A 14,735-nucleotide genomic window follows, 5' to 3' on the forward strand; every position below is an offset into this window, starting at 1 on the left:
TCCTCTAATATCCGTCACTTAGTCAAAAAGTAACTCAACCAAAACTTTCTATAGTTATATCGGCTCATTTTTCGGAATATGTTCTTTTTTTACACATTCTATCCGTTTTTTTTCAAGAACGGATGTTTGAGAAGGGAAAACCGGTGCATCCGTTTATTTTTTGAGTAGCGTTTTGCCATATTCTTTTATTTTCTCTCCAACGGTGCATTGCTGTATACAAAAGGAATGGGCATATTTTTTGCCAAATTCTTTTCGAAAATGCTTCTTAATCAAACAATCTGAACAATACGTGTCTTGAAGATCGGTCAATTCTTGTACTGCTGTTTTTTTATCCACATTATTCAGCTCCGTCTGCTTCTAATTTCAATGTACTTTCGATTGGGACGTCTGCAAGAACCTGTCTTGCAAGCTGATCCGCTTCTGCATTTTGTTTCCGATCGATGGCTTCATAGGTTGGCGTCAGCTTCAGCTCTTTTAAGTCCGCTTCAATTCGGTCTAGCCATTTGTTATGTACATCATCATAACAAGGCCATTCTCCTTTTAACTGATTCATGACAACAAGTGAATCTCCTCTAATCGTGACAGAATTTCTGCTTGCTCCTAGGTCTTTTAAAGTTTTTACTGCCTCAAATAAAGCCGCATACTCTGCTTCATTATTAGTGCTCCCTTGGAAAGGCTGATTTTTCCTCAATCGATAAGCGTCTTTTCCTAGCTTATAGTAGACGACAACACCAAGACCAGAGTCGCCTGTTTCTTTATGAAAACTTGCATCAAAATAGACTTGAAGCTCATCCGGTTCAAGCTTTAATTCTTCATTTAGCTTTTCAAGCTCTTTTATAGACCACATGGCCCCTTTTTCATCTTCAAATGATAGAAGTGACTGGGGTTCTTTTTTGTCGATATGTTTTGCTAACCTTAGGGCCTCTTTTAGCTCCAACCAATCTTCTTGATAAAAAGCAATGGCCCCAATCGATTTCACTTTCATTGTGTAGTGTGCTCTTAATTTCATTGATCACATCGCCTTCCCGTGCTTTTAAGGTAAACATACGTTATGCTATAATCAAAAAGTTACATTTTACAATCAGAAAGGAAGTTCATGTCACTTGTTTAATGAAGGTATTTGGATCTTATTTGCGATCATTAATTTTATCATTGTTCTTCTATTTTATAAAGGATTTGGCAAGATGGGCCTTTTCGTCTGGATTGGCTTTGCGACGGCAGCCGCTAACTTACAAGTGGTGAAAACCGTTGAATTGTTTGGCTTAACAGCCACACTTGGAAATATTTTGTACGGCAGTGTCTTTTTTGCAACGGATGTGTTGAATGAGAAATATGGACAACATGAAGCGAAAAAAGCGGTTTGGATTGGTTTTACGACCCTTTTAACACTAACTATTGTCATGCAGGAGGCATTGCTTTTTGATCCTGCTCCATCTGATATCTCACAATCATCGTTGGAAACCATATTTGGCTTTATGCCAAGGGTGGCACTCGGCAGTCTCGCTGCTTATATCATCAGTCAAATGCTAGATGTTTATGTATATTCGTTTATTCGCCGGATATTTCCCTCTGATGGTGCGCTCTGGATGCGCAATGCTGGAAGTACGATGATTAGCCAGCTTCTTGATACATTGATTTTCACGACCATTGCCTTTCTTGGCACGTATCCAACTCAAGTATGGATTGAAATCTTTATCACGACATATGTCATTAAATTTATCGTCGCTGCGATTTCCACACCATACGCTTATGCAGCGAAAAAAATGGTTCCACTTGATGAAAGGGTGAAGTAATTTGCCAGCTGAAATATACATTGATGGTGCAAGTGCAGGGAATCCAGGTCCTTCTGGCATCGGCATTTTCATCAAATATAATGGAAAGGCTGAATCCTTTTCCATTCCTCTAGGGTCCATGAGCAATCACGAAGCAGAATTTTCTGCTCTGATCGAAGGGATGAAAATCTGCGTGGAAAAAGGATTGCGTACCGTTTCATTTCGCACAGATTCACAAGTAGTTGACCGCGCAGCCAATGCAGGATTTGCTAAAAATCCAGCATTTCAGCATTTTATTAAAGAGATGATCGAGCTTCAAAGCAATTTTGATTTATTTTTTATTAAATGGATTCCGAGTAAGGAAAATCAAGTAGCAGATCAGCTCGCTAGAAAAGCGATTCACCTTTCTAAAGGATGAATCGCTTTTTTTCGGTTATGCTAATGTATGTGAGGTGATACTGATTGGATAAAGAAAATAAAGGTCGTGTCACAAATGGGACAACCCCACAAGGTGATGCGCAAACAAAAGATAAACAGCCACTATCTCAGCTAGAAAATAGCGCGAAGAAAAGCAATACAAAAAGATAAACCTAAGAGATCGGCTTTAGCTGATCTCTCTTATATTTAAGCGGTTCATCATCGGTTCGATTCCTTTGATTTGATGATGCCTTAGCATAGCAGCAGCACGTTCTTGATTGATGTTCATTTTCGCTTCATCAATTGGGCAGCTGAGCGGGACATCACATTTGATCTCTGCCAATAAACGAGAAAGCTGCAAATCTTCTAACCCTGCTTGCATTTTCTTTTGCTGTGCAGCCGTTAGTTTATGGACATTTTCTAACAAACCGTCAATCGTTTTATAGGTTTGAATAAATTTCAAAGCCGTTTTTTCTCCGATTCCTTTGACACCTGGATAATTATCACTTGCATCACCCATGAGTGCTTTCATATCAATGAGTGCCTTCGGTGAGATTCCCATTTCCTCTTCAAATAAGGCTTTTGTATAATGCTTATAATTGCCAATTCCTTTTTGCATCAAGGCAACAGTCACTTGTTCATTCAAAATTTGCAGTAAGTCTTTGTCACCAGTTAGGACAGTCACACGTGCTTCTTTTTGGTAAAGCGCAGCAAGAGTACCAATGCAATCATCTGCTTCAAAGCCCTTTAAACCAATGTTCACAATTCCTAGTTCTTCTGTAGCTTCTTTTGCTAAATCGAATTGCGGAATGAGCTCGACAGGCGCCTCTCCACGATTTGCTTTATAATCTTGAAACAATTCGTTTCGATAGGTTTGACTCCCCATATCCCAGCAGCTCACAATATGAGTTGGCTCAAATGTTTGTACAGCTGTTAATAAGTGTTTCAAATAGCCATTCACTCCATTTGTCGGCACACCGTGGTCATTTATCATAAAATTGCGATGGACGGCCGTGGCATAAAACGATCTGAACAAAAGCGCCATTCCATCTACAAGCAGTACGTGTTTACTCATTCTTATAAACTCCCTTTTCAAAACAATACTCCTATTCTATCACATAACGCAAAACTAGACATAAAAAAGGCGCCTTCTTCTTTTGGAAAAGAAGAGGCAGCCTGTTTACTTTTGACCGTATTGCATTTTTTTCGATTCTGCTTCTGCATAGGACGGCATGTCTTTTTGTTTAGGGTCACGCTCATCCTGCTGCTTTGTCTGTTGCTTTTTTTTCATGATCATTCCCCTTTCTCGCTACATTCATTAAGATGACCAAAAAAGCGAATGTTACTCTTTACTTCTGTTTCCGCTCGACATACTCCCTGACCATATCATTCGTCACAAGCTTACGCAATGGAACAATACCGCCTCGTGCAAGCTCATTCATCTTCGACGTAATGGCGTTGATCTCGTCTGTTGTAAATGGCTCGTTTTGCTCACATTTGAATACAGCCATCTCTATTGCTTGTTCTCTTTTCTGTTCAAGCTCAAGAAAAGACTGGATATGAGCATGCTGCTTTTGTGAGTGTGCGGAGATCTCTTCGTGTACGCTCGTCATTTTGTATCACTGCTTTCTTTTTTTATTTAGTCTACCATGAATCAAATGGATTTCAACTGGTTCTTCCATTCGTTTGTTTGTTCATAAACTTGTTCAATGACCGCCTGCTCTTTAGCATCTGTCGTGAGGCTCGTGATAAATGTTTGTTTTTGTTCATTTAGCTGGTCGAGCGCTTCTGTTTCATATCTTTCAGTAAACGTCTTCACCATCATGTCGTACCTGCTTAGTAATTCTTCTTTTTCTTTATCTGCCCATTTCGTGGTTACCTGATGAAGAATGTCTCGAATCCCTTCAATAAAAGCAGCCTTACCATTCTGTTCAAAGAAAACTTTCGCTGATTTTTGTTTCTTTAAGATCGGTTCGAATGGCGTCAGTTCAGCTTTGACTTCAATTTGTTTCAGTTCAGCATTTTTCTCTTCTGGCGGCGACAGTGAGAGAGAAAAATAAGGGTCATCTGCACATGCCGCCTGTAATCCTTTCTCCCATTCCTCTTGGAAGTATTGAAGAATAAACGATTCCATCCGGATATCAAGTGCCTTTAACTCCTGTACAAATTCAAATTCATAATCCTTTAGTGCCTTCTCAAGTGCTTTTTTCAATTGCTGTCCGAAATTCCCTTGGGATATTCCAGGATAGAAGGCTGTCTTTAACAGATCATTCGCAAATAGTGACAGGCGCTGCACAATATGATAGAGCTGCTCAAGTAAGTCCTTTTTCACACTTTCTGTCACTAGCTTAGATTGTTTTACATGACTCATTTGATCAAGAATCGCTTCATACGATGCATCTATCTTCTTCTTTTCCGCTTGCTTCTCATCTTCTGACTGATGCAGCGACGCATGCAGTTTGTCGACTGTTCTACATAACGTACCAGCTTCAAAATATAACAGCTCGATCGCATCTTTCGTTAATTCTTCCTCAATAAAATAGTCGAGCTGCTTTCTAAGCTTTGCGTATTGATTATAAGCCGTCTCTCCCTTCCCGTCGATCTCTTCCTTACTGGACACATGATGAAGGTTAGGGTTTCTTATGCCCTCTTTTGTAAGCTCATTTTTCACATAGTCAAAGACGGTGTCAAGCTCTGCTTGATCCTTTGCGAGATCCGCTGCATTGATAATAAAGAACATTTTATCCATGCTAAATGAATCTTTTACAAGCCCAAGCTTACGTAAAAATGACCGATCTGCCTTCGAAAAAGAGTGCTGGTAGTAAGTTAAATAAAGAAGCGCATCTGCGTCTTTCATATATTGAAAGGCGATCTCTGTATGACGCTTATTCATACTGCTAGCGCCTGGCGTATCAACAATAGTCAGCCCTTTATCTGTTAGAGGTGTACTCAAATAAACCGTCACTTCCTTCACTACACAAGAAACAGCTTCTTCTGCCACGTATGGCCTCAGTTCTTGAAGAGTAACATGAAGCGGCGTTTGCTTCGTAATGTGATCAAGGAAACGGGTATGTGCGTGTAAAAAATGTTCAACAATAATGCGGTGATCTTGTTCAAGCTGTCTTTTTTTCAGCGTTCGTTCGAGCTTTGATGGTAACGTCTCTCCCTTTTCGTCTGAGACCGGAAATCCTAGGATCTGATTGAGCTCCTCTAATATATCCTGTTCGGTTTTGAACACCACTTTGACACTTTCATGAGGGTGATCTTCCGTCGGCCGAGTCAGCTTATTAATGGTTGCCGTTGTTGGTGTGGGAGAGGATGGCAGCACCTTTCTCCCAACGAGAGCATTTGCAAAGGAAGATTTCCCCGAACTAAAAGCCCCAAATAAAGCGAGTGTGAATTCTTTCGCTTGCAGCCGTTTTGTTCGTTTTTCAAAGGACTTTCTTTGAGATTGGAGCGCATCTAATGGCAATAAAATCTGAGAAAGCTGCTCAAACTGGGCAATCGACTGTGCCGTCGTGACATGCTGTGACTGACGCATTTTAGGTTGCTCTATCTGCTTGTTCGGTTTTTCTTGGTCTCTCTCTTCAGGTGGAATGGTCGCTAGATCCTGCTTTAACTGGTCATGTTGCATTTGTCTCTTTTTCGCGTAAAACCAATCTTCTTCGATTTTTTCATCCGTTCCATTTTGCCATATATCCCATAGATGCTGAATATCTCGCTTCATTTGTTCATTTTTTTTGGTACACTGCTCGAGTGTTTGGAGCTCTTTTGCAGACTGAGCCCATTTTTCTTGCTGTTCTACCCTATCTTCCATAAGCTTGGCTTTCAGCGATTCCACCATTTGTTCAATCAGTGGCATCGCTTGTTGCTTAGCCTGTCTTCTCAAGGCTTCGCCAGCATCTTTTGCATATTGCAGTACGTATTCATTGGAGAACGTTGCTCCATGATGAATCACACTTTCAAGAAGTGATTCTTGTACAGGTGTTTCAAACGCCATCACTTGATTTAATAAGTCTTCACCAAGTTGATGTTTTTTGACTTCTTTTTTTAGTAGCTCAGCAATATGCCAGTCCACTTCTGCCTTCATTCTCGCTTTGACATCTGTTAAGAAGTCAGTAGCCCGCTTTTCTTTTTCCTGCTCCGTTTTATTTTTAGCAAAAAGCAACCCCACTTTAAAACCAGGTGCTTTTGATTCAATATAGTCACTTGCGAGTTCTCTCATTTTAAATGGCGTTAGGTTGGCATTTTTCAAAATGCTCTCGATTTCATTAGATACTTCTTCTTCTAACTGTTTGGCTCCATTTTCAATGAAGTGAATTTTCGCTTCCAATTCTTTTACTTCTTTTCTTTTTTCTTCGAGCTGTGACTCAAGCTCCTCACCTTGCAGGTCTTCTTTTAACGAGTCAATGTGTTCTTTTAAGACATGCTCAATTTTCTGCTCCGTATAAGCCCGAAGTGAGGCCTTGGGCAATGTCTGTAATTCTTGCAGTTTTTTGATTAAACAAATCATTTCATTTCTTGGATGGGTCTCATCGGTTACAGATGTAAAGTATAAATGATCTTCTTCAATGCCCTCTTTAAGGAGCATGTCAATCACTTGATTTTTGTAATCTTCAAATGCCGTCTCATGCTCATCGTGCCGGTCTACTTGATTCACGATGAAATATAGATTTGGCACTTTTTCTTTGATGGATCGAATGAAACGAATGTTTTCTTCAGAATGAACATGGTTGTAGTGAACAACATAAAAAAGAGCATCTGCTTGATGAAGAATAGAAGCAGCAGATAAAAAGTGTGCATGATCCGTTGAATCAATTCCTGGCGTATCAATCAGTGCCACATTTTCTTCAAGGCCTCTATAATCACCGCTAATTTCCACCATTTCAATCTGTTCTCCATCTTTACAAAAACGCTGTACAGCTTCTTTATCATAAGAGCCGCTCATTTTTGCAAAACGGCCATCAGAGGTGTGAAGCTGCACTTCACTTTCCCCTTTCCTCACAATGACCAAGTTTGCACTTGTTGGGATTGGACTCGTTGGCAAAATGTGATCATGAAGCAGATGATTCACAAGTGATGACTTTCCAGCAGAATAATGACCGGTAAATGCGATATATACTTCTTCTTCTGCTTCCTTTTTGATAATCGATGCAAGTTTGGCTGCTCGCTCATGATCATTCCTTTTGAGAAAGCTTTGATATAAAGCTCCAGCAGTTTGAACGAGCGAATCTCGAATAGACAAGTCTTTCATGACGATAAACCCCTTTGTTTTTAGAAAAGTCAGTTATGTATGTGATACCATTTTACACAAAATAAAGAGATTTTTCTTCTGATCTGAGGAAATAAAAAAATCTGCTACCCGATCAGTCGCAATTGACTGGAATCAGGAAGCAGATTTTTTGGAGACACCTTTTAATACGAAGCCAATTAATAGGCTATATACACACACCGTACCGAGCAAGAAAATCATTGTCATGTGATCACCGTCCATCCTTCATGATTGAGAATGCTTATCATTAATGAAAGTGTAGCACAATTGATAATGATTTTCAATATTAATTTAGCAAATACTGATTTAATGCTTTCTCCTCTGTTTGAATTCGTACAACCATCATCCATGCATTTAAACATGTAAACAAAATGGCAGTGACATACGCATCAAACAATAACGGGATCAATAAAAGCTCAATCGCCACGACTACATAGTTAGGATGTTTCAACCAACGATACGGCCCTTTTTTAACAATCATTGCATTTGGCACGACTAAAATCTTTGTATTCCAGTACGTCCCTAGGGAGCACAATGCCCAGTACCGAATGATTTGTGTAGCCATCAGGAAAAGGAGCAATACAAGAAAATACTGTGATGGACCTTTATGTAAAAGCTTTATCTCCACTATAAGTGAGAGAAAAAAAGCCGTATGCATTGCGACCATATAAGGATAATGACTCGCACCAAATTCAATGGCACCTATTGCTTTTACTTTCTTTTCATTTCTTTTGGCGACAAGCATTTCAATAAGCCGCTGACAAACGAAGAAACCGATGACAAGCCAAACAATCATGACAAGACCTCCTCCCACTTCATAAGCAGCAACTCTGAAGAAAAGCCCGGACCAAGTGCTCCGCAAAGTCCTAGCTCCTCCGCTTCAGCAGATTGATGTTCAAGGAAATGCTTGATGACATACAAAACTGTGGCAGAGGACATATTTCCGTGTTGTTTGAGTACTTCTTTTGAAGAAAATAGCTGATCCTCTCGTAAAGATAGACTTTCAACATACGCATCAATTACTTTTTTCCCACCAGGATGGGCTAGAAAAACGGACAGGTCTTTAGTTGAATATCCTTGCTCCTCTAAAAATTGATCCACCTGCTCTTTTAACCAGCCTGAAATCATCGATGGAATGTCGCGTGAGAAAATAACCCGAAAGCCGTCACTTGTAAAGTCCCAGCCCATCACATCCTCGGAATTTTTCATTGTGACGGATTGCGTGCTTAGTACTTTAGGGACCGTTTTTAAATGGGCATATTCAAGCGCAGCTTCTCCTCCAGTTAAAAGAACCGCTGCCGTCCCGTCTCCAAACAAGGAGGTGCCGATTAAATTGCTTTTTGATTGATCTTGCGGCTGAAACGTTAAACTGCACAGCTCACAGGCAACAACAAGTACCTTTGCTTCTGGAAACGCCCTTATGTATTCATAAGCCCGCGACAGCCCTGCTGCACCGCCTCCGCACCCTAGGCCCCAAATTGGTACTCGTTTCGTATAAGGAGAAAAAGGAAGGACGTTCATAAGTTTTGCATCTAGACTTGGGGTCGATAAGCCAGTACTTGAAATAAAAAACAATGCATCAATCTCTTCAACTGGGACTGGCTTTTTCAGAAACGTCTTATCTTGAAGACAATGTATGATTGCTTGTTTTGCATGAGTCAGGGCTTTTTCCAAATAGATATTGTTCTTCTCTTCAAAAGAGTGGTGCGTCTGATACCATTCAATGGGCTGCACAAACTGCCTACTTTTCATTTCTCCATTTTGAAATGCTCTCAGCAGCCGGTCAATATCTTTAAACGAACGTTTAAATTGAGACCTAGCAAAATCAGCAGCTGTTTTCTGATCCACGTGATGCTTCGGGTGACTCGTTCCAACTGAAAGAATGTACGCCATCGGCTTCACCTCTTTTTTCGGTTAATATCCCCTATTGAAAAAAGGATATACATGCCAAAGCGTCACAATTCAGTCAAAACATTTTCCTCCGTCTAACTTTTTGTCTTGACGACAATTGATAAATATTGGATAATATAGGTGAAAACATGATGTAGTTTTCCTCCTTCACAGGTTCGTTCCAAGCCAAGCGAACCTGCTTTTTTTATGCAAAAAAACACCTCTAAAAGAGAAGTGTTCAGACCGTAAGGCACCCACACCTTTCATGAGCACCCTTTTTTCAATGAAATCATCATGATACAACACTTTCATACGGAATCTCCCTTTCGCTTCGAATTAATGGTCAAATCTGCTGCTATCTTAGCGTATACATATTAACGTTTCGATCTCACCTTTTTTGCTGATCAACACAAAGTAACAACCATAAATTTTCTAATTTATATGAATTTTCTATATAAACAGGTTTTTCCCCACTATAAACTTAATCAATATGAGCACCAAGAAAAACAGTGAAAAAAGATAGAATCGACAACATGGTTCGGCTCAAAATTTAATTGACTGGAGTGATTGTCATGAAAAAGGTTTCCCAAAAAAAGACACCCTACAACACGATACTTCTCTCAAAGGTAATTGGTTTAGTGCTTCTTACACTGTTTCTCTTTTTTATCTGGGATATGTCTAAACCCCATTTACAGGCGACAAATGGGCAAGCAAAAGATCAGTCTACAAGAACATTGGATACACATTTTAAGACCAATCCAAACCAACAGGCAACGAATAAAACGGTCTTTTTAACATTTGATGATGGTCCCTCTGCTACATCAAATCAGCTGTTAAATGTATTAAAAGCACATCACGTGAAGGCGACGTTCTTTATGCTTGGACCGCAAATCCAAGCACACCAATCAACTGTGAAAAGACTTTATCAAGAAGGACATCAATTAGGTCTTCATGGCATGACGCATGATCTAAACCTCTTTTATCAGAACAGCGAGTCTCCCGCAAATGAAATGAGAGAAGCTCAGCGTATTCTTGCCTCTGTTACAGGCGTCTACAGCCGTCTTGTGAGAACCCCCTATGGCAGTGTTCCAAATTTAACATATCATCAAAAAGTACGTTTAAACCAAAGTGGCTTTATTTACTGGGACTGGACGATTGATAGCCTTGACTGGAGATATAAAAACTCACAATATGTTCCAGAGGTATTGAATCAATTGCAAATGTTTGAGAAAAATAAACCATGGGAACCAAAAGTTATTTTAATGCATGATCAACCCTCTACCACAAACTATTTAGATAGCCTAATTATCCAGCTAAAAGCAAGGGGCTATACATTTGCCGTCATTAACGAATCAATGCCGCCGGTACAACATTAATAGTGCTAATCACAAAAAGCCCGTATCCAAAAGATGCGGGCTTTCAGCTTGTAGACAAATCCTCACACGCTCTTTCCTAGGATCCTAGGGCTTCAAAAGTTTTTTATCAAGCTAAAAAGAAGACAAAGAGCTAAAATAAAAGGTCATTTTAGCTCTTTGTCCATAATCTGAACCCCTTCTCCAAGAGGGGTTTACATAACAGATTGCTTAGGCTCTTCCATCAGATCCTGCCCGCCTTCTTTTTTAAAAGGAATCATGTGATAAATAATATGAAGCAAAATAGCGGTAAAGCTGCCGGCCACGATGCCATTACTTGTTAATAATTTGATTGATTCTGGCAGATGGTCAAACATTTGCGGCACAACGGTGACACCTAAGCCGATCCCCACTGAGCATGCAACAATAAGTAGGTTTTCCTGTTTGGCAAAATCCACACGCGAGAGCATTTTAATACCGTAGGCAATGACCATCCCAAACATGGCTACCATTGCGCCGCCAAGAACTGACTTTGGAATAATCGTCGTAAATGCAGCAATTTTAGGAAAAAGTCCAAATAACATGAGCAATGCGCCTGTCACAACGATGACTTGATTTTTCTTGACCCCTGTCAACTGGATCAACCCAACGTTTTGCGAGTAGGCTGTGTAAGGAAAAGCATTAAAGATACCACCTAATAACACAGCAATCCCTTCTGCGCGATAGCCTTTCGCTAAGTCTTTCTCATTTAATGAGCGGTTTGTTAAATCACCTAATGCGAAATAAACACCTGTTGATTCGACTAATGACACAATCGCAACTAACGTCATCGTCATAATCGGTGCAAATTCAAAGGTAGGCATGCCAAAATAAAATGGTTCAATCATGCGAAAAACTTGCGCATTCGCCACCTCAGCTGTTTCCACTTTCCCCATAAATGCAGCAACGGCTGTCCCAAGGAGAATACCGATTAATATGGCGATCGCCTTCATAAAGCCAGTTGTGAATCGATAGAGCAGCACAATGATAAACAGCACAAGGAAAGCGAGGCCTAGATTTTCAAAAGAACCATAATCAGCACTTCCTTCTCCTCCTGCCATATTATTCATCGCTACTGGAATAAGGGTTATCCCAATAATGGTGACGACAGACCCTGTCACGACAGGTGGGAAAAATTTCACAAGCTTCCCAAAGAAAAAGGAAAGCAGAATGATGATACACCCCGAAGCGATAATACTTCCATAGATAGACGAAATCCCGTATTTAGAACCAATCGCAATCATAGGAGAAACTGCAGTAAACGTACATCCTAATACAACTGGCAAACCGATACCAAAGAAACGGTTTTTCCATAGTTGAAGAAGCGTGGCAGCCCCGCACATAAAAATATCTGCCGAAATTAAGTAAGTCAGCTGTGCAGGTGTGAGGCCAAGTGCATCTCCCACAATGAGTGGTACAAGAACGGCTCCAGCATACATCGCCAGCACATGCTGAATCCCTAGCGAGAGTGTTTTCGCTTTTTTAGCAGCACTCATGATTGTACCTCTCGTACAAACGTGACTTTCCCTTCCTCAAGTGATTCAATACGTGCAAGGGATTCGACGCGGTAGCCCATTTGAACAAGCGCATCTCTTCCTGGCTGGAATGACTTTTCAATGACAATACCAAATCCCGCTACTTTTGCTTTCGCCTGCTTTGCTATTGCGGCAAGTCCTTTAGCGGCTTCACCGTTCGCCAAGAAGTCATCGATGATTAATACACAATCTTTTTCACCGAGATGCGTATTTGAGACAGCGATCGTACTTTCTACTTTTTTTGTAAAAGAGTACACACTCGCTGTTAATAGGTTTTCTGTTAGTGTTAGTGATTGACGTTTTCGAGCAAAAACAACGGGTACTTGAAGAGCTAGTCCAGCCATCACAGCAGGTGCAATACCTGAAGACTCGATTGTGATAATTTTTGTAATGCCATCATGCTTGAATAATTTAGCAAACTCTTGCCCGATTTCATGCATTAAGACAGGATCAATTTGATGATTTAAAAAGGCATCTACCTTTAACACTTGATTTGACAGAACGATTCCTTCGTTCTCAATTTTTTGACGTAACAATTCCATCATTCTTCCTCCCAGCATATTGGCAAACATTTTCATTTTTCGCATAAAAAAAGCATTGCTGTCCATGAGGAGCAAGCAATGCGAAAACGATCCACGGATCTTCAACTCAAACAAGAGCTGTTTCATTTGCTCACTCATAGTCGGACAGTATCGGTGTCCGGTAGAAACTTGCGTGCCATCATCACGCGATTATATGAGTGTTATAGTGTTCAAATTATAACAAGATTTCAGACGCTTGGAAAGCACTTTTCTAGAAAAATACCGAACTTAAATAATAAATAAGATCAAAACGTTCGTTTTTAGAATATTCAAGCATCAAAAAAGCACCCTTTTGAGGAAAGGGTGCCATTTATTTAAGACAAATACAGTTTCGTATATTTATCAGTTAAATAATCGATTAAATATTGTACATTTAATTCCTCACCAGTCGCATCTTGAATGATTTCAGAAGGCTTTTTGCGTTTTCCATGCTGGTGAACATGAGTTGTGAGCCATTCTTTTATCGGTGCAAAAGACCCATTTTGAATCAACTCATCAAAATTCGGTAAATCTTTGATCATTTGGTTCTTTAGTTGCGCCGCATACATATAACCAAGGGCATATGAAGGGAAATATCCAAAGCTACCATCAGACCAGTGAACATCCTGCAAGATGCCAAGTGCATCATTAGGAGGCGTAATGCCAAGATATGCTTTATATTTTTCATTCCACAGTGCAGGCAGGTCTTCGACCGCCACTTCTTCATTGAATATCGCTTTTTCAATTTCATAGCGGATGATAATGTGAAGCGGGTATGTAAGCTCATCTGCTTCAATTCGAATATAAGTTGGCTTCGATTCATTCACTGCATGCACAAATTCTTCTAAAGAGACATCTTTGAACTGCTCAGGAGACGCTTCTTGAAGCTTTTGATAATACGTTTTCCAGAAGTCTTCATGTCTGCCAATAAAATTCTCAAAGAAAAGAGACTGTGATTCATGGATCCCCATTGATGTGCCGTCACATAATAACGTTCCACTCAGCGCCTCATCAATGTTTTGCTCATAGATGGCATGACCACACTCATGAATCGTGCCAAAAATCGCCATCCGAAAATCATGCTCATCATAACGGGTCGTCACACGAACATCCCCTCTGCTCAATGTCACAGCAAATGGATGTACTGTTGTATCCAGACGTCCTGCATCAAAGTCATACCCTAATTCTTTTAAGAAGAAAAGACTCAGTTCCTTTTGTTTGTCGATCGGAAAACTTTTCGATAAAAATGAAGTATCCGGTTTATGAGGAGAGGCTTCGATTTTTTTCACGAGAGGAACAATGGCATCACGAAGTGCACCAAACTTTTGATCGAGCTGTTCAACCGTCATATCTGGCTCATAGTTATTGAGCAGCACATCATATGGTGTTTTTTTCACGCCCCAATATTGAATAAAACGCTTGTTAAAATCAATGAGCTGTTTTAAGTATGGTGCAAAGAGGGAAAAGTCTGATTTCTCCCTTGCTTCTACCCAGACATGCTCTGCTTTTGATTGTAAAATCGAGTATTCTTTAAATTCTTCTTTCGGAATTTTGCTGTTTTCATCATACTCTTTTTGTGATAATTCGAGCGCCTTTTGTGTATCTTTTGACAGCTCATCTCGGTGTTTATTTAATGCGTCAAGAAGATCTCTCATTTCATCAGAAGTCTTCATATTAAAAATATCACTTGATAATTGTCCGATCGTTTCAGCTCTGAAATCGGCGCTTTTTTTAGGCGCCTGTGTTCTAGAGTCCCAGTAAAGTAAATGGAGCGCCTCCGTATAGTGGGCGATTTTTCCTAGTAATTGATAAAACGCTTTCTCTTGTGCTTCAAGACTCATACGTTTGTTCCCCCAATCGATAAAATATGTATGTACGTTTCAAGGCTACTTCAAGGA

Annotated in this window: 15 protein-coding genes and 1 riboswitch; of the genes, 4 read left to right on the forward strand and 11 right to left on the reverse strand. The window is 40.1% G+C overall.

Going from position 1 to position 14,735, the window contains the following annotated elements:
- Positions 1 to 153: 153 nt before the first annotated feature.
- Together GPS65_RS11525 and GPS65_RS11530 are read right to left on the reverse strand one after the other, a co-directional pair.
- The gene (locus GPS65_RS11525; RefSeq protein WP_012010318.1) at positions 154 to 336 is read right to left on the reverse strand and encodes a zinc-finger domain-containing protein; all 183 of its coding nucleotides are present in this window, start codon (positions 334 to 336) and stop codon (positions 154 to 156) included.
- 1 nt (position 337) lies between these two features.
- Positions 338 to 1,009 (reverse strand): ribonuclease H family protein, encoded by a 672-nt coding sequence (locus GPS65_RS11530; RefSeq protein WP_012010319.1) that lies wholly within the window; start codon positions 1,007 to 1,009, stop codon positions 338 to 340.
- A 94-nt stretch (positions 1,010 to 1,103) separates the two neighbouring features.
- On the opposite strand from GPS65_RS11530, the gene GPS65_RS11535 reads away from it, so the two are divergent.
- From GPS65_RS11535 to GPS65_RS11545, 3 genes are read left to right on the forward strand one after another with little or no spacing between them, the layout of a single operon-like run.
- Positions 1,104 to 1,793 (forward strand): queuosine precursor transporter, encoded by a 690-nt coding sequence (locus tag GPS65_RS11535; RefSeq protein ID WP_012010320.1) that lies wholly within the window; start codon positions 1,104 to 1,106, stop codon positions 1,791 to 1,793.
- A 1-nt stretch (position 1,794) separates the two neighbouring features.
- Entirely contained in the window at positions 1,795 to 2,190 is a 396-nt protein-coding gene (locus tag GPS65_RS11540; protein WP_012010321.1) for a reverse transcriptase-like protein, read from the forward strand.
- Between the two features lie 44 nt (positions 2,191 to 2,234).
- Positions 2,235 to 2,360, forward strand: coding sequence for a hypothetical protein (locus GPS65_RS11545; RefSeq protein ID WP_012010322.1), 126 nt, complete (start codon positions 2,235 to 2,237; stop codon positions 2,358 to 2,360).
- Between the two features lie 16 nt (positions 2,361 to 2,376).
- Here the strand turns inward: GPS65_RS11545 and GPS65_RS11550 are convergent, their stop codons facing one another.
- The 6 genes from GPS65_RS11550 to GPS65_RS11575 all read right to left on the reverse strand — a co-directional run bounded on the left by GPS65_RS11550 (position 2,377) and on the right by GPS65_RS11575 (position 9,354).
- Positions 2,377 to 3,264 carry a 5'-3' exonuclease gene (locus GPS65_RS11550; RefSeq protein ID WP_012010323.1) on the reverse strand — a complete coding sequence of 296 codons (888 nt, stop codon included), beginning with the start codon at positions 3,262 to 3,264 and terminating at the stop codon, positions 2,377 to 2,379.
- A gap of 274 nt (positions 3,265 to 3,538) precedes the next feature.
- Positions 3,539 to 3,802 carry a YpbS family protein gene (locus GPS65_RS11555; RefSeq protein WP_012010324.1) on the reverse strand — a complete coding sequence of 88 codons (264 nt, stop codon included), beginning with the start codon at positions 3,800 to 3,802 and terminating at the stop codon, positions 3,539 to 3,541.
- Positions 3,803 to 3,843: 41 nt separating this feature from the next.
- Complete coding sequence (gene dynA, locus GPS65_RS11560; RefSeq protein ID WP_012010325.1) at positions 3,844 to 7,443, reverse strand: dynamin GTPase; 3,600 nt, start codon at positions 7,441 to 7,443, stop codon at positions 3,844 to 3,846.
- A gap of 132 nt (positions 7,444 to 7,575) precedes the next feature.
- Positions 7,576 to 7,683, reverse strand: coding sequence for a Fur-regulated basic protein FbpC (fbpC, locus tag GPS65_RS19635; RefSeq protein WP_306172627.1), 108 nt, complete (start codon positions 7,681 to 7,683; stop codon positions 7,576 to 7,578).
- Between the two features lie 64 nt (positions 7,684 to 7,747).
- The gene (locus GPS65_RS11570) at positions 7,748 to 8,257 is read right to left on the reverse strand and encodes an isoprenylcysteine carboxyl methyltransferase family protein (protein ID WP_144473310.1); all 510 of its coding nucleotides are present in this window, start codon (positions 8,255 to 8,257) and stop codon (positions 7,748 to 7,750) included.
- Positions 8,254 to 9,354: a type III polyketide synthase gene (locus GPS65_RS11575; protein ID WP_012010327.1), complete on the reverse strand. Its 1,101-nt coding sequence runs from the start codon at positions 9,352 to 9,354 to the stop codon at positions 8,254 to 8,256. Before GPS65_RS11575 ends, GPS65_RS11570 begins: the two co-directional genes overlap by 4 nt.
- Before the next feature lie 569 nt (positions 9,355 to 9,923).
- Between GPS65_RS11575 and GPS65_RS11580 the strand changes: the two genes are divergently transcribed.
- A complete protein-coding gene (locus GPS65_RS11580; protein WP_012010328.1) occupies positions 9,924 to 10,727 on the forward strand; it encodes a polysaccharide deacetylase family protein in 804 nt (267 codons plus the stop codon).
- Between the two features lie 191 nt (positions 10,728 to 10,918).
- Here the strand turns inward: GPS65_RS11580 and pbuX are convergent, their stop codons facing one another.
- The 3 genes from pbuX to GPS65_RS11595 form a co-directional block, all read right to left on the reverse strand.
- Positions 10,919 to 12,238 carry a xanthine permease PbuX gene (gene pbuX / locus GPS65_RS11585; protein ID WP_012010329.1) on the reverse strand — a complete coding sequence of 440 codons (1,320 nt, stop codon included), beginning with the start codon at positions 12,236 to 12,238 and terminating at the stop codon, positions 10,919 to 10,921.
- Positions 12,235 to 12,819: a xanthine phosphoribosyltransferase gene (gene xpt / locus GPS65_RS11590; RefSeq protein WP_012010330.1), complete on the reverse strand. Its 585-nt coding sequence runs from the start codon at positions 12,817 to 12,819 to the stop codon at positions 12,235 to 12,237. The genes pbuX and xpt overlap by 4 nt, the downstream gene beginning before the upstream one ends.
- A 117-nt stretch (positions 12,820 to 12,936) precedes the next feature.
- Positions 12,937 to 13,036, reverse strand: a riboswitch (purine riboswitch).
- A gap of 136 nt (positions 13,037 to 13,172) precedes the next feature.
- Positions 13,173 to 14,678 carry a carboxypeptidase M32 gene (locus GPS65_RS11595; RefSeq protein WP_012010331.1) on the reverse strand — a complete coding sequence of 502 codons (1,506 nt, stop codon included), beginning with the start codon at positions 14,676 to 14,678 and terminating at the stop codon, positions 13,173 to 13,175.
- Between the last annotated feature and the right edge of the window lie 57 nt (positions 14,679 to 14,735).

The sequence above is a fragment of the Bacillus pumilus genome, assembly GCF_009937765.1.
Classification (GTDB): Bacteria; Bacillota; Bacilli; order Bacillales; family Bacillaceae; genus Bacillus; species Bacillus pumilus_O.

What these genes read in the sequence shown, in the direction of transcription:
- pbuX (WP_012010329.1), bottom strand. Translation starts at nt 12,238, where the DNA reads ATGAGTGCTGCTAAAAAAGCGAAAACACTCTCGCTAGGGATTCAGCAT.
- GPS65_RS11550 (WP_012010323.1), bottom strand. Translation starts at nt 3,264, where the DNA reads ATGAGTAAACACGTACTGCTTGTAGATGGAATGGCGCTTTTGTTCAGA.
- GPS65_RS11570 (WP_144473310.1), bottom strand. Translation starts at nt 8,257, where the DNA reads ATGATTGTTTGGCTTGTCATCGGTTTCTTCGTTTGTCAGCGGCTTATT.
- GPS65_RS11530 (WP_012010319.1), bottom strand. Translation starts at nt 1,009, where the DNA reads ATGAAATTAAGAGCACACTACACAATGAAAGTGAAATCGATTGGGGCC.
- xpt (WP_012010330.1), bottom strand. Translation starts at nt 12,819, where the DNA reads ATGGAATTGTTACGTCAAAAAATTGAGAACGAAGGAATCGTTCTGTCA.
- dynA (WP_012010325.1), bottom strand. Translation starts at nt 7,443, where the DNA reads ATGAAAGACTTGTCTATTCGAGATTCGCTCGTTCAAACTGCTGGAGCT.
- GPS65_RS11575 (WP_012010327.1), bottom strand. Translation starts at nt 9,354, where the DNA reads ATGGCGTACATTCTTTCAGTTGGAACGAGTCACCCGAAGCATCACGTG.
- GPS65_RS11580 (WP_012010328.1), top strand. Translation starts at nt 9,924, where the DNA reads ATGAAAAAGGTTTCCCAAAAAAAGACACCCTACAACACGATACTTCTC.
- fbpC (WP_306172627.1), bottom strand. Translation starts at nt 7,683, where the DNA reads ATGGACGGTGATCACATGACAATGATTTTCTTGCTCGGTACGGTGTGT.
- GPS65_RS11555 (WP_012010324.1), bottom strand. Translation starts at nt 3,802, where the DNA reads ATGACGAGCGTACACGAAGAGATCTCCGCACACTCACAAAAGCAGCAT.
- GPS65_RS11595 (WP_012010331.1), bottom strand. Translation starts at nt 14,678, where the DNA reads ATGAGTCTTGAAGCACAAGAGAAAGCGTTTTATCAATTACTAGGAAAA.